A 14,086-nucleotide genomic window follows, 5' to 3' on the forward strand; every position below is an offset into this window, starting at 1 on the left:
CGTGGCGGGAGGTGACAAGCATTCAAAGACCGAGGCCCCGACACAGAAGCGCAAGAAGGAGGCCCGCAAGGACGGACAGGTCATCCGCTCGGAGGACTTTGTCACCTGGGCTTCGGTGCTGGTTGCCACGATGGTCATGCCCATGCTGGTCCGCAACGGTTCCAACGCGGCACGAGATGCGCTGGCGATGATGTTGCAGGTGGCCCGCCGCCCTGATGAAGGGGTGCTTGTGAGTTCGGTGGGCGAGGTCATGACCTCGACGCTGGGCGCCATCATGCCGACGGTGGTGATCATGATGGTCATCGCCGTCGTCGGCAACATGGCCCAGGTCGGCCTCTTGCTCACCGGTAAACCGTTGAGGCCGAAATTCGATCGTCTGAATCCGCTCAAAGGGTTCAAACGAATGTTCTCCGTGCAAAGCGTCTGGGGAACGATCACCGCGCTGCTGAAGCTCACGGTGATCGTCGCGGTTGCCTACACGACGCTGCGTTCGTCGATTGCGGAGTTGGTCGCAGCATCTCCCCGGTCGATCTCCTCGCTGCTCGCCGAGGCTGCCTCGATGTCGATCTCCCTGGTTCGCACGATCGCCATCGCCGCGCTCCTGCTCGCAGCGTTCGACTACGCGTTCCAACGTTGGAAGCAGTACCGCGACATGCGGATGACGAAACAGGAGATCAAACAGGAGAGCCGGGATTCCGAAGGCGATCCGCACGTGAAGGGTCGACAGCGCCAGCTGCGCATGCAGGCGTCGCGCAACCGAATGTTGGCCGCCATCAAAGATGCGAACGTCGTCATCACCAACCCGACCCACGTGGCGATCGCCATCGAATACAAGGCGTCCTACGGCGTCCCTCGCGTCGTGGCACGAGGGGTCGACGCGTTGGCGATGAAGATCAAAGCGGAGGCGGCGACCCACAACATTCCTCAGGTCGAGTCGCGGCCCTTGGCCCGAACGCTCTACGCGCTGTGTCGTGTGGGAGAGGAGATCCCGCCGGAGTTGTATCAGGCCGTTGCGACGGTGTTGGCGTTCATCCAGCGCCTTTCCGATGCGCAGAGGACCTACGTATCGACCTTCGACCTTCACGTGCCGGACTCCTGGAGCGCAGACGGCGTGACGCCCGAGCGCGTCTCGCCGACGCGTCGCAAGATGTTGGAGCGACAGGCGGCCAAACATGCGACGTGAGCGGGTCCCTGGGTCGGGTGGCCCAGGAAATCATCGCGACCGCCTCAAGAATCCCGGCGAGTTGCCGAAGGGAAAGGACCTTCATGACGAAGGCGATGACCCGGCACGGAGGCCGTTGCGCGGACGCAGATGCGTCCGATTCGTTTGGCACGCACGGGAGCATTCGTGAAGGAAAACAAGCTCGGCCTCGGCGCAGCAGCCTTCCCGTTCGCCGTCATCGCCGTCGTGGCGCTCATGGTGCTGCCGATTCCGACGCATCTGCTCGACGTGTTGTTGGCCTTCAACCTGGGCCTCGCCATGTTGATGTTGTTGGCGTCGTTGAACGTCAAGCGGGCGCTCGACTTCTCGGCGTTCCCATCGCTGCTGCTCATCGCCACCCTGTTCCGCCTCGGCCTGAACGTCAGCACCTCACGGCTGATCCTCTCGCACGGGGATGCAGGCGAGGTCATCGAAGCATTCGGCAACTTCGTCGTCGGTGGCTCACTCGTCGTCGGCCTCGTCGTGTTCTTCATCCTGGTGATCATCCAGTTCGTCGTCATCACCAACGGTGCCACCCGCGTTGCCGAGGTCGCCGCCCGGTTCACCCTCGACGCGATGCCCGGCAAGCAGATGGCGATCGACGCCGACCTCAACGCCGGGGTCATCGACGACGACGAGGCGCGGCGACGGCGCGAGGATGTCGCCGGAGAGTCCGACTTCTACGGCGCGATGGACGGTGCGTCGAAGTTCGTCAAGGGCGACGCCATCGCCGCGGTGATCATCACCGCGGTCAACCTCATCGGCGGACTGCTGGTAGGTGTTCTCCAAAAGGGCATGGACGTCGGCGATGCGGTGAGCACCTACTCGTTGCTCACCGTCGGCGACGGCCTTGTGTCGCAGATCCCTGCACTGTTGGTGTCGATTTCCTCGGGTCTGATCATCACCCGAGCAGCGAGCAGCGGCGACCTCGGTAGCGATGTGATGGCGCAGTTCGCCCGTCAGCATCAGGCGTTGCTGATCGGTGGCGTCTCCCTCATCGCCATGGGCTTGGTGCCCGGGCTGCCGACCCTGCCGTTCTTCGTCGTCGGAGGGCTGCTGGTTGTTCTGTCTCGCAGGATGTCCGCCGCTGCCGATGCATCGGACCGGGCGGCCGCCGAGGCTCCGGCCCACCTCGAAGAGGAGGCCGATCCGAACTCGCCGGCCGAACTGACCCGGGCACTGCGCGTTGAACCGATCGGGCTGGAGCTGTCGATCGACCTGGTCGACCTCGTCGATCCCGGGTCGAACGGCGACCTGTTGGACCGGGTGCAGGCGCTTCGTCGAAAGCTCGTCGAGGAACTGGGCATCGTCATTCCGCCGGTGAGGACGCGTGACAACGTCGAGCTCGACCTCGGGACCTACGTGATACGGATTCACGGGGTGGAAGTGGCGCGAGGGATCGCCCCTGCGGGCAAGCTTCTCGTGATCGCCGACGACCTCAGCGTGTTCCCCGGTATGGAAGTGCTCGAACCCGTCTTCGGGCTTCCATCGAAGTGGGTGGGGCCAGAGCTGCGGTCGATGGCCGAAGCGATGGGCGCCACCGTCATCGACCGTTCGTCGGTGATCACGACCCATCTGGCCGAGGTGGCTCGCGAGCACGCCCCCGAGCTGTTGAGCCGCCAAGATGTCAAGACCCTCGTCGACCTGGTCCGCTCGACCGACAGCGCCGTGGTCGAGGACCTGATGGCCGCGGGGGTGAGCCTCGCCGAGACCCAGCAGGTACTCATGAGTCTGCTCGCCGAACAGGTTCCGATCCGGGATCTGTCGCGGATCCTCGAGGTCATCAGCGAGCGTTCGCGTCTGACCCGCGATACCGAGTTGTTGGTCGAGGCCGTGCGTCAATCGCTGGGCCCGGCGATCTGCGCGTCGAACGCCCGCAACGGTCACCTCGCGGTCATCACCCTCGACCCGCTCATCGAACAGGGGTTGCTGGGGTCGCTGCAACGCAACGAGACAGGGTCGTTCCTCGCCCTCGACCCCGACACCGCGTCGCGGGTCGGCCAAGCGATCATGAGCCAGCTTCGCAGTGCCGAACAACTCGGCCATGAACCGGTGCTCGTCTGTGCGCCGAGTCTACGGCCCGCCATGCGAAGCTTCCTCGCCCGGACCATTCCTCACATGCCGGTGTTGTCCTATGAAGAACTCGCCGATCACCTCACGATCGACGCGCTCGGCTCGGTGACCCTGGAGGCCAGCAATGCATGACCAAGCGCTCCTCGATATCGAAGGAGTCGCCGACCCCGAGGTGTCGACCCGATATCTGCAGTACGAGGGGTTCCCACTCGAAGCGGTGCTCGCCCGGGTCACGGCCGAACACGGGCCGTCCGCCACGATCACCGCGGCCGAACGCGTGCGGCGCGGCGGCGTTCGTGGCTTCTTCGCCCGCGAGGTGTTCCAGGTGGTCGTCGCCGTGCCCGACGACGCGGAGATCGATCCCGAGGACGTCGACGGTGCGCTGGGTCTCGAACTCGGGGAATCGGCTGAGTTCGGCGACGATCTCGTCGAGGAGGACTCCGAGCCGATCGACCTCACCGTGGGAGCCTTCGCGACCGATCAGCGCGTCGGTGGTCCGCAGGACGACGAGCTGTGGGCGTTGCTCGCGGCGCCGTTGCCGCGGGACCCAGAGCCTCGCGCTGCGGATCGTCGAGGGCAGCCGGGCTCCACCGTCGTCCCCCCGCCGTATCCGGGTGCGCCCGGCACCCCAACCGACCCACACCTGATCCGACTCGCGCCGCCGCCGCCTCGCTGGCCGTCGACCCACCAGGAACCGCTGGTCGACGCCGTGGTTGAACCGGTGGTCGAGGCGGGGGTGGCCTCGCTGCCCTTCGTCGTCGACGTCGTCGAATCCGAAGCGATCCTCGCCGAACTGGTGCAACCGCTGAAGTCGCTCGGACCGATCGCCTCGACGACGCTCGTCGCCGGCCCGGCCCGCCGGTCGGGAGTCGAGTCGATCGCCGAACCCCGCGCCGAGGTCGTACGCGCCGAAGCGGTGCGTCATGCCAAAGCAGCGTTTCGGGCGAGTGAACCGTCACGCCCAGTCGTTTCGTCCCGTGCCGGCGGGCCCGAGGTGGACCTGTCGGCCATGCTGGGAGCCCTCGAGACCTCACTCGTAGCGGTTCCCGCACCGCCTGCGGCCGGGGTCATAGCGCTCGTCGGCGACCTCGCGGAAATCATCACCGCTGCGCAGAGCCTGGCGCGGCATCTGGGGGTGGCGGCCCACGATGTGCACGTTGTCGCTCGCGGTGCGTCGGCTTCGCCGGTCCTCGGCGTGGTCCGGCCACGCTCCGACGCGGCACGAAACCCGCAGAACCGGACCCTCGTCGCCATCGAACTGGCGGCCGGCCGCGACGGGCACGAGTGGACGCGCTCGGCGTTGGCAGCCCTCGATCCTCGTCAGATTCGATTCGTCGCCGACGCTCGTCGGTATCTTTCCCATCAGCATTTCAGCGTTGCCGCGGTGGGAGGGGTCGACGTGGTCGACCTGAGTGGGGTTGGGGCGCTTGCCGAACCCGCCGATGCTCTGGCACTTGGTGTGCCGGTCGCGACCATCGACGGGCGCGGGGCAACCCCCGAAATGTGGGCGGCAGTGTTGCTGGCCCATCGCTGTTCACAACGACAAGGCACCACCTGGAGTGGTGCGGAGGATGAGTAGTGTCATGAGTGTGTTGGTCCGGTCAGAACGGTTCGGCGATGTCGAGTGTGACGATGCTGCAACCGTCGTGTTCCCCGATGGCCTACTCGGCTTCGAGGAAGAACGCGAGTTCGTGGTGATGCCCGCCGACCCGGAGGGTATCTACAGCTGGTTGCAGTCGACCCGGACGCCGTCGTTGGCATTCCTGACGACGTCTCCGACGTGCTTCTTCGCCGACTATGCGGTCGAGATCGACGACGCGGAGGTGGCGGAGATCGAGATCCTGGATGAGTCCGAGGCGATGGTGCTGGCGATCGTGACGATCGCCGAGGATCGAGCCACTGCCAACCTGCTCGGCCCTATTGTGGTCAACACCCGGACGCGCCGGGCTCGCCAGGTCGTCCTCGCCGACTCCACCTGGTCGACCAAGGAACTGTTGGGCGAGTTCTAGATGCTGGTTCTGTCACGTCGGACGAACGAATCGATCATCGTCAACGGCAACATCACGATCACGGTGTTGGAGATCCGCGGCGACCACATACGCATCGGGATTGATGCCCCGCGCGAGATCTCGGTTCATCGCGAAGAGATCCACGCCGAGTTAGCCCGCGCCAACAAGGCAGCGACCGGCTCTCGCGCCGCCGACGTCGCCCGTCTTCCCCGGCCAGGAGTCTGACTCGCACGACCCCCGATCCGGCGATTATCCCGGTGTCGCTGGCGGAGGTGTGGCGACCGTCGCCTGGCGAACCGACAGTGCGATGCGGCGCTTGTCGAGATCGACCGACAGCACTTTGACGACGATGGCCTCGCCGGGGGTGACCAGCTCGTCGGGTCGGTACCCCGGGAGTTCGGACAGCTCGGACAGGTGCACGAGGCCGACAATCTCGCCGTCGTTGAGTTGGGCGAACACCCCATAGTCGACGAAGCGGGTGACGGTGGCGTGGTGTACCGAGCCGATCTCGAGCGAGGCATACGGGTCGGGTTGGCGTCGTCGCAGCGACAACCCGATGCGGCGCTTCGATTTCTGCACCTCGATGACCTCGGTCTCGATCTCATCGCCGACGCTGAGGTACTGGGACACCTTTGAGACGCGACCCCATGACACTTCGCTGCGATGCAGAAGGGCGCGGACGCCGTCGATGTCGATGTATGCGCCGTAGTCGAGGAGCTGGGTGACGCGTCCGGTGACGACATCGCCGACCTTCACCCGCGAAAACACATCGCGTTCGACCTGGCGTCGTTGGCGGCGCAGGTGGTCGCGTCGCGAGACCACGACCCGGTCGAGTGCACGGTCGAGCTCAGTGACGATCACCGTGACCTCGGTCCCGACGAGCTTTTCGGGCTCCATTGCCTCGGGATCCTGGGGGCCGTGCTCGCCGATCATCGAGCTGGGAAGGAACGCCCGAAGCCCGAGGTCGACGAGAAGTCCGCCCTTGATGGTGCGTTCGACAGTGCCCGTGAGCGGCTCGCCCGACGCCTTGGCAGCCTCAACGCGTTCCCAGTGGCGCAACTTGCGCGCCCACGAATTGCTCAGCGCGACGCGTTCTCGCGGATCTTCGCGGGCGAGGACTGCGGCGTCGATCGTCGAACCCGCCGTGGGGACGGGTCGGTCGCGATACTCGCTGCGGGCGATGACGCCGATGCGGCCATCGGCCAACTTCACCTCGATCTCCGCGTCGTGGACGGCGGTGACGATCACCTCGATCACCCGGCCGACTGTTGAGCCCGGTGCAGGGGTTCGCACACCGGCGGTCGGCGGCGCCGGCGGGTGCTGCGGTGTTGACCACGACGAGGAGGGCGAAGTCGGCACGTAGTCAGTTTGCCTGAGAGCCACCGAAAATGCGCCGGATTCTCTCTACGGGTACGCGAGCACGTACCGACTGCGGAATTTCTTTCGTCTTGGCTCAAGCGGGTGGGATTGGTGCCGAACGGGTTGGGGTGCCCGTGTTGGCGCCCACTACCGAGGCGCTGTCAACGTCACTGCAGGTGCTCCGTTGGAGTTGTCGAGCGCGGGCGGCTACGAGCAGGTCGTGCGTGAGGATCATCCGTCGTCGTATTGGCGTTTGGGCGACGGCACGACCGCGGACGCGGCCGATGCCTCGACTGCGGGAACCTCGGTGGGTAAGAACCGGGTCGGTCAGTCGACGCTGACGGTTTCGGGGGCGATTGCCGGTGACCCGAATGGGGCGACGCAGTTCAACGCGTCGGCGTTCGATGTGGCGTCGGGGTTGGTGTCTGGGTCGTCGAGTATCGAGTTGTGGTTCAAGACCGCGAATCAGGGCGGCCTGATCATGGCGATGAAACCCGATGCTTCGCAGTTCGTGCCGTTGGCCTATGTCGGAACCGACAACAAGTTGCATGCCGGGTTCTGGCCGATGCCCCAGGTCGTCTCACCGGCAACGGTGACCGACAACCAGTGGCATCACCTCGTGATCTCCTCGGCGTCGACGTCGGTCACGGTGTTCCTCGACGCCGTGCCGATCGGAATGCAACACGGCGCGCCGAACATGTTGGAGATGACCGCAACCTATTTCGGTACGTCGTTGGAGACGGGGTGGCCCTACAGTCCTGGTGGTTGGCGCCCGTTGAACGGCGCGTTGGACGAGATCGCGATCTATCCGGGGGCTCTGAGTGGCGTGCAGGTCAAGACGCACTTCGACGCAGCCCGGATCGGTGTTGTCGACGCCCAGCCGCACCGGATCCGAGTGGACTTCCAAGACAAGGCGGGTACGGCCGCGTTGTCGCTTCGCCAGGGCACACCTGGCGCGACTGCGGCGTTGGCGAGTTCTCAGTTGAGCCCGCGTTACAACCTGGTGACCAGGACCATTGACCCCGACGGCAAGGTCACAGCGTCGCAGTATGGGGTACCCGAACTCGGGATGAAGACCGCCGACATCGTTGATCCGGCAGGGCTGAACCTACGCACCGAATACACCTACGAAGGCGCGTCGTCGGCGAACAAGGCGTTTCGCCGTCAGCTCACTCGAAAGCTCCCCGCCCTGGTCGGGACCTCGGTGACGCCGACGACCTACAGCTATTACTCCCAAGGCACGAACCCTGCCACCGCGGACAATCCGTGCACGGTGCCGGTGGAGGCGATTCCTCAAGGTGGCGCTCAATGGAAGAGCGTTGGTGTCGACCCCGACGGTGCGGGTTCTCAAACCGGCGAGGTGATCGAGTCGGTGTATTTCGGCGATGGCCTGGTCGCGGCGACGCGGCGGAGCGCGAACGGCACGACCGATCCGTGGACCTGCTACACCTATGACGGTCGCGGTCGTCCACTCACGGTGTCGTATCCGGCCTACGGTGGTGCGGTGGCACGTACTGTGACCTACAGCTATCGGGTCGATCCCGACGGTGCCGGGCCGTTGAGTTCAAGTGTGGCGTCGGTATCGGTGTCGGACGACTCGACAGGTTCGGGTATCTCGTCTCCGACGGTAACGACGACGGTCGACTGGTTGGGTCGCGTCGTTCGCTATCAGGACGCGCTCGGGGTGGTGACCACCACGACCTATGACCAGGCGAACCGGCCAACAACGGTCACGGCATCGAACGGATACGGGACGGTCGGCTACACCTATGACGCTGCGGGGCGCCTGGCAACCCAGACACTGGGAGGCAACGTCATCGCGCAGCCGACCTACAACGGTTCGAGTGGGATGATGACCTCGGTGTCGTACCCGTCGGGGGCGAACAAGGCCGGCAACGGAACCAGCGGGGCGTTCGGTTTCGATTCGCGAGGTCGCCCCAATGCGATGACCTGGACTGGGCCGTCGTCGACACTGTTGACCTCATCGGCGGTGACTCGCAGCGCTGGTGGGCGCATCGTGGACCAAACGATCGATGGTGTCGATCCGACGCCGGGCACGGACGCGTTCACCTATGACGCGGCGGGCCGCCTCACGATCGCCGGGCCGTCGGCGCCAAGCGGTGGTGGGTCGTCTCCGGGGCTGATTCCGCCGTCGGGGACGCGGGTGAAGGTGCAGCATTCCGGTCAGTGTTTGGACATTCGCAATATCAGTTCGAACAACGGTGAGTATGTCGACCAGTACGGTTGCTATACGTCGGGTGCGTTGAACCAGGTGTTCGATTTCCTCGATCTCGACGGCACCTGGTTCACGATGAAACCGAAGCATTCAGGGATGTGCATCGGGGTCCCGAACAACACCGCAGGTTCGTTTGTCCAACAGCAGACATGCAGCGGAGCGACCACCCAGAAGTGGAAGGCGGTGGCGGTCGGTAGCGGCTACCAGTTGGTGAATCAGTCGTCGAATCTGTGTGTGGAGGTTCCGGGGTCGTCGATGGCGTATCAGACGGCGACGAAGCAGAACACGTGTGGTACGTCGACGGACACGAACCAGATTTGGCAGTTCGTCGACCCGGCCACACACGCGACGGTCGCATTCCCGAGCACCGGTGGTGGGTCGTCTCCGGGGCTGATTCCGCCGTCGGGGACGCGGGTGAAGGTGCAGCATTCCGGTCAGTGTTTGGACATTCGTAATATCAGTTCGAACAACGGTGAGTATGTCGACCAGTACGGTTGTTTTACGTCGGGCGCGTTGAACCAGGTGTTCGACTTCGTGTCGTCGGATGGCACTTGGTTCACGATGAAACCGAAGCATTCGGGGATGTGCATCGGCGTGCCGAACAACACCGCAGGTTCGTTTGTGCAACAGCAGACGTGTAGTAGTGGTGCCGCGCAGCTGTGGAAGGCGGTGGGGGTCGGTAGCGGCTACCAGTTGGTGAATCAGTCGTCGAATTTGTGTGTGGAGGTTCCGGGGTCCTCGATGGCGTATCAGACGGCGACGAAGCAGAACACGTGTGGTACGTCGACGGACACGAACCAGATTTGGCAGTTCGTCGACCCGGCCACACACGCGACGGTCGCATTCCCGAGCACCGGTGGTGGGAGCGATGCTCAGGGCTACGACTTCACCTCCAACCAGTCGGGTTCGTGTGCGGTGCCGGCGTCGAACTCGGGCCGGAACGGGAACCGGGTGAACCATGTGGTTGGTTCGTTGTCGTTCGGGTCGTGTTATGACTGGGCGGACAAGCTGACGTCGACCACTGAGCCCGGGTTTACTGGGACGATCGGATACGACTCGCATGGCAACGCGACCACGATCGCCGGCGAAACCCATGGCTATGACGCGACGGATCGTCACCTTGGCACGGTGAAGGGTTCGACGACGGTGACGTATCGGCGTGATCCGTTGGATCGAATCGTTGTGCGTACCGAGGCGGTTTCGGGTGGTGCGACTACGACGACGCGTTATGGGTACGTGGCGGGTGGCGATAGCGGTCAGATGACGTTGTCGTCATCGAACACGTTGATTGAACGCACGATGGTGTTGCCCGGTGGGGTGATCTACACGAGCCGTGCGAGCGGTGATGTGTGGTCGTATCCGAACATTCACGGTGATGTCGCGGCGACTGCGACCAGTGCGGGTGTCAGAACCGGTGTGACGGTCGCGTACGACGCGTTCGGGAATGTCGCGGCTGGTGTGTTGGCGGACAATAGTGACGGGAACTTCGATTACGGCTGGCATGGTCAGGCTCAGCGTCCTGTGGAGCACGGTGTCGGGTTGGTGTCGGTGATCGAGATGGGTGCGCGCCAGTACATCCCTGCTTTGGGCCGATTTATCGAGAAGGACCCTGTTGAGGGTGGTGTCGACAACGACTACACCTACGTCAACGACCCCATCAACATGACCGACCTCACCGGCACCTTCGGTGTACCGAAGTGGGCGAAGAAGATGGTGAAGAAGTACCGCCATCAGATAATAAACGTTGCTACGGGAGTCGCTGCCGCAGTTGCGGTTGGAGCATGTGCTGGGCTCGTAGTATGCGGTCTGGCGTTGGCGGGAGTCGCTGCAGCTGGCACAGTCGCGCACTTGAGTTCGGATAGGTTGGCAAGAGATCCTGCCAGGAACTATACGGTACGCCGCGCTTTGGGCGAATCCGTGGTGTCCACCCTAACAGGCGGTACGTGCAGGGCCGTTCTGGGGAATGGATGCGGACTCGGAGCTATTAGGAATGGAATCGCCAGAAACTGGCAGGCAGTTGTTGTTGGGCTTGGTGGTGCGGCATCGGCATGGATGTTGAAATATCGAGGTAAGAGTAGGTGAACGAAGACCATGTAGCGGTCGTCCGATCTGGTGATGATACGATTCTTCGGTACCCGCGTTCCGGACTTGACGTTAGGATTAGTTCCGACAGGTCCAATCTGTGCTCGGACAAGTCCACTCTTAAAATGAAATCACCGTTCTTCACTAGCGACCGAAATCTTGGAATGCGTTCGGTCGATTTCAATTGGAATCTCGATGGTGACGAGGTCGGCAAACGCATCATTGATTTCTGGCCTCGCCCGAAAAGCCGATTCCTCCAGTTTGGCGCAGAAATATCTACCCAGTTCGCATCAGTAGTGTTTGTCCGGGGCGCTCGGCGATTGGTTAAAATCGGTGCATCCAATCAGATTTGGGAGATAGACGCCCTCACGCCACCGGAGGCGCTTTGGGTAACTGCATGCCTGATTTGTGAGAATGATAACCTCCACAAACTGCCGTTGCTGCCACTGGTAGATATCTTGAATCCGAGGCCTGGTCAGAGGGCACGTATCCCACGTTCCCCTTGGCGATATCAATGGCAATGGGGGTGAGTCCAAGTGGCGACAGGGCAACAGCAGACGTGTAGTAGTGGTGCCGCGCAGCTGTGGAAGGCGGTGGGGGTCGGTAGCGGCTACCAGTTGGTGAATCAGTCGTCGAATTTGTGTGTGGAGGTTCCGGGGTCCTCGATGGCGTATCAGACGGCGACGAAGCAGAACACGTGTGGTACGTCGACGGACACGAACCAGATTTGGCAGTTCGTCGACCCGGCCACACACGCGACGGTCGCATTCCCGAGCACCGGTGGTGGGAGCGATGCTCAGGGCTACGACTTCACCTCCAACCAGTCGGGTTCGTGTGCGGTGTCGGCGTCGAGCTCGGGCCGGAACGGGAACCGGGTGAACCATGTGGTTGGTTCGTTGTCGTTCGGGTCGTGTTATGACTGGGCGGACAAGCTGACGTCGACGACTGAGCCCGGGTTTACTGGGACGATCGGTTACGACTCGCATGGCAACGCGACCACGATCGCCGGCGAAACCCATGGCTATGACGCGACGGATCGTCACCTTGGCATGGTGAAGGGTTCGACGACGGTGACGTATCGGCGTGATCCGTTGGATCGAATCGTTGTGCGTACCGAGGCGGTTTCGGGTGGTGCGACTACGACGACGCGTTATGGGTACGTGGCGGGTGGCGATAGCGGTCAGATGACGTTGTCGTCATCGAACACGTTGATTGAACGCACGATGGTGTTGCCCGGTGGGGTGATCTACACGAGCCGTGCGAGCGGTGATGTGTGGTCGTATCCGAACATTCACGGTGATGTCGCGGCGACTGCGACCAGTGCGGGTGTCAGAACCGGTGTGACGGTCGCGTACGACGCGTTCGGGAATGTCGCGGCTGGTGTGTTGGCGGACAATAGCGACGGGAACTTCGATTACGGCTGGCATGGTCAGGCTCAGCGTCCTGTGGAGCACGGTGTCGGGTTGGTGTCGGTGATCGAGATGGGTGCCCGCCAGTACATTCCTGCTCTGGGCCGATTTATCGAGAAGGACCCTGTTGAGGGCGGTGTCGACAACGACTACACCTACGTCAACGACCCCATCAACATGACCGACCTCACCGGCACCATCGGTGTACCGAAGTGGGCGAAGAAGATTGTAAAGAAATCTGTCAAACTGGCGCGGGCAGCAAGGAATGCTCCCGCGTCGGTCGTTGGATTCGCTGTCGCAAAACGTGGTGGAGGATCGTGCTCTGTAGATCGCGCTGAGCTAACCATCATATGCACTGGGGTGAAGCGGGGTGCGTTCAATCCACGCGACGCGATCACCTATGGAAACGTAATCATTTCTAAGGAGACCTTGAACAGCGGCCAGATTCGTCACGAGATGGCACATGTGAACCAGCAGGCATGGATGGGAGACTCCTTTCTCCAGGCATATGGCATAGCAGAAGCGGCTGGATGGGTATACTCCAAGGTATCTCGCAGCAAGAAATCAGCTAGCTGTTTCAACGTCTTCGAGCGCAACGCCGATTTTAACAGAGACAACTACTCTTCGTGTCGGAACTAATGAAATTGGCATTCGGTCAGGTTCGGGCGCGTCGTTCTCGAATTTATCTGTTGAGCGTTGTACTCGTCTCCAGTTCCTGCGTATGGGGTACTGAAGGGCATCAATCTATTCCGTTCGTTGTGTCGGGCGATGCGATGAACTACGTCCTGCAGGTACCAATCTGTTCAGGCGACTGGCTGGCAAGCATTGAAGTCGTATTGCCAGGACAGACAATAATCCAAGAGGCAAGCGGCAAGCTTGAGGATAATCGGGCCCGATTTCAAGGTATCATGGATGTTTCTATCAACCTCGATGAAGTCGAGAACGTACCCATCATATCGTCGTTCGATTTAATCAAGAGTTCGAAGAATTACCTGTCCAAAGAGGATAATGGGACTGTGATATTTGTTACCAACGAGGGGTATGGAGCATCAATTGAACTTGAGGACGTTGCTACTCGCCCGCAACTTTGGTTGCGCAATGATAGCGGAGACTACGATCGGACCGAAGTCGATCAGGACATACCTAGTGTGATCAGTTCCTGGTGCAGTTCCGACTGATGCGATCAGGACATGGTATCGGTGTCGGACGACTCTTCCCGAGGGGGTATCGTGCAAGTTAGAACGTTGTCCAAGGGCGAGAAGATCGGCTTTGCCATCTTGCTGGCCTCGATAGCTTCTCTTTGGATCGTTGGGAATATCTTCGTTCGGGAGGCTGGTGGAGAGATCGCTCCTGTCTCGATTGGGCCAACTATGTTGGGTTGCGTCGTGGGGCTTTCCATCGTCCGACTCCAGAAACGAGGCAGGAAGTCTGAGCTTGGCAATGGCCAGAATAATGAGTAATCCGAGTGGCTTCGCCCCAGTCGGTGGGTTCCACCACTACCGTGCCCACATCGTGCGCTTCCGGCTGGAAGCACCTGCCTTTGCAGGCGGTACGAGTGGTGGATCAAAGTCTGCTGGCTGTATGATCGGACGGTAGCGCGGTGGAGCGTACTGCTAACGGTGCTCACTTTCGAATGCGGAACAGGGTGGCATCTTCGATTGGTTCCTTGCTATGGCTCATCCTGGCCGGTGTATTAATGTCTGGACTCGCGATGGGC

General features: G+C 62.2%; 9 protein-coding genes. 8 read left to right on the top strand and 1 reads right to left on the bottom strand.

Annotation, left to right across the window (positions count from 1 at the left end; genetic code table 11):
* Position 1 precedes the first annotated feature (1 nt).
* From flhB to csrA, 5 genes are all read left to right on the top strand, one after another.
* Complete coding sequence (gene flhB / locus M9952_05070; GenBank protein MCO5312292.1) at positions 2–1,183, top strand: flagellar biosynthesis protein FlhB; 1,182 nt, start codon at positions 2–4, stop codon at positions 1,181–1,183.
* Between the two features lie 165 nt (positions 1,184–1,348).
* On the top strand, positions 1,349–3,406 hold the full coding sequence (flhA, locus tag M9952_05075) for a flagellar biosynthesis protein FlhA (protein MCO5312293.1): 2,058 nt from the start codon (positions 1,349–1,351) through the stop codon (positions 3,404–3,406).
* A complete protein-coding gene (locus M9952_05080; protein MCO5312294.1) occupies positions 3,399–4,853 on the top strand; it encodes a hypothetical protein in 1,455 nt (484 codons plus the stop codon). The genes flhA and M9952_05080 overlap by 8 nt, the downstream gene beginning before the upstream one ends.
* Before the next feature lie 4 nt (positions 4,854–4,857).
* The gene (locus tag M9952_05085; protein MCO5312295.1) at positions 4,858–5,283 is read left to right on the top strand and encodes a flagellar assembly protein FliW; all 426 of its coding nucleotides are present in this window, start codon (positions 4,858–4,860) and stop codon (positions 5,281–5,283) included.
* Positions 5,284–5,508, top strand: coding sequence for a carbon storage regulator CsrA (gene csrA / locus M9952_05090; protein MCO5312296.1), 225 nt, complete (start codon positions 5,284–5,286; stop codon positions 5,506–5,508).
* Between the two features lie 24 nt (positions 5,509–5,532).
* On the opposite strand, the gene M9952_05095 is transcribed toward csrA, so the two are convergent.
* Positions 5,533–6,540: a S1 RNA-binding domain-containing protein gene (locus tag M9952_05095; GenBank protein ID MCO5312297.1), complete on the bottom strand. Its 1,008-nt coding sequence runs from the start codon at positions 6,538–6,540 to the stop codon at positions 5,533–5,535.
* A gap of 286 nt (positions 6,541–6,826) precedes the next feature.
* On the opposite strand from M9952_05095, the gene M9952_05100 reads away from it, so the two are divergent.
* The 3 genes from M9952_05100 (at position 6,827) to M9952_05110 (ending at position 13,547) form a co-directional block, all read left to right on the top strand.
* Positions 6,827–10,960 (top strand): RICIN domain-containing protein, encoded by a 4,134-nt coding sequence (locus M9952_05100; protein ID MCO5312298.1) that lies wholly within the window; start codon positions 6,827–6,829, stop codon positions 10,958–10,960.
* 875 nt (positions 10,961–11,835) lie between these two features.
* Positions 11,836–13,008 (top strand): hypothetical protein, encoded by a 1,173-nt coding sequence (locus M9952_05105; GenBank protein ID MCO5312299.1) that lies wholly within the window; start codon positions 11,836–11,838, stop codon positions 13,006–13,008.
* Between the two features lie 50 nt (positions 13,009–13,058).
* The gene (locus M9952_05110) at positions 13,059–13,547 is read left to right on the top strand and encodes a hypothetical protein (GenBank protein MCO5312300.1); all 489 of its coding nucleotides are present in this window, start codon (positions 13,059–13,061) and stop codon (positions 13,545–13,547) included.
* Positions 13,548–14,086: the final 539 nt, after the last annotated feature.

The organism is Microthrixaceae bacterium, assembly GCA_023957975.1.
GTDB lineage: Bacteria > Actinomycetota > Acidimicrobiia > Acidimicrobiales > Microtrichaceae > JAMLGM01.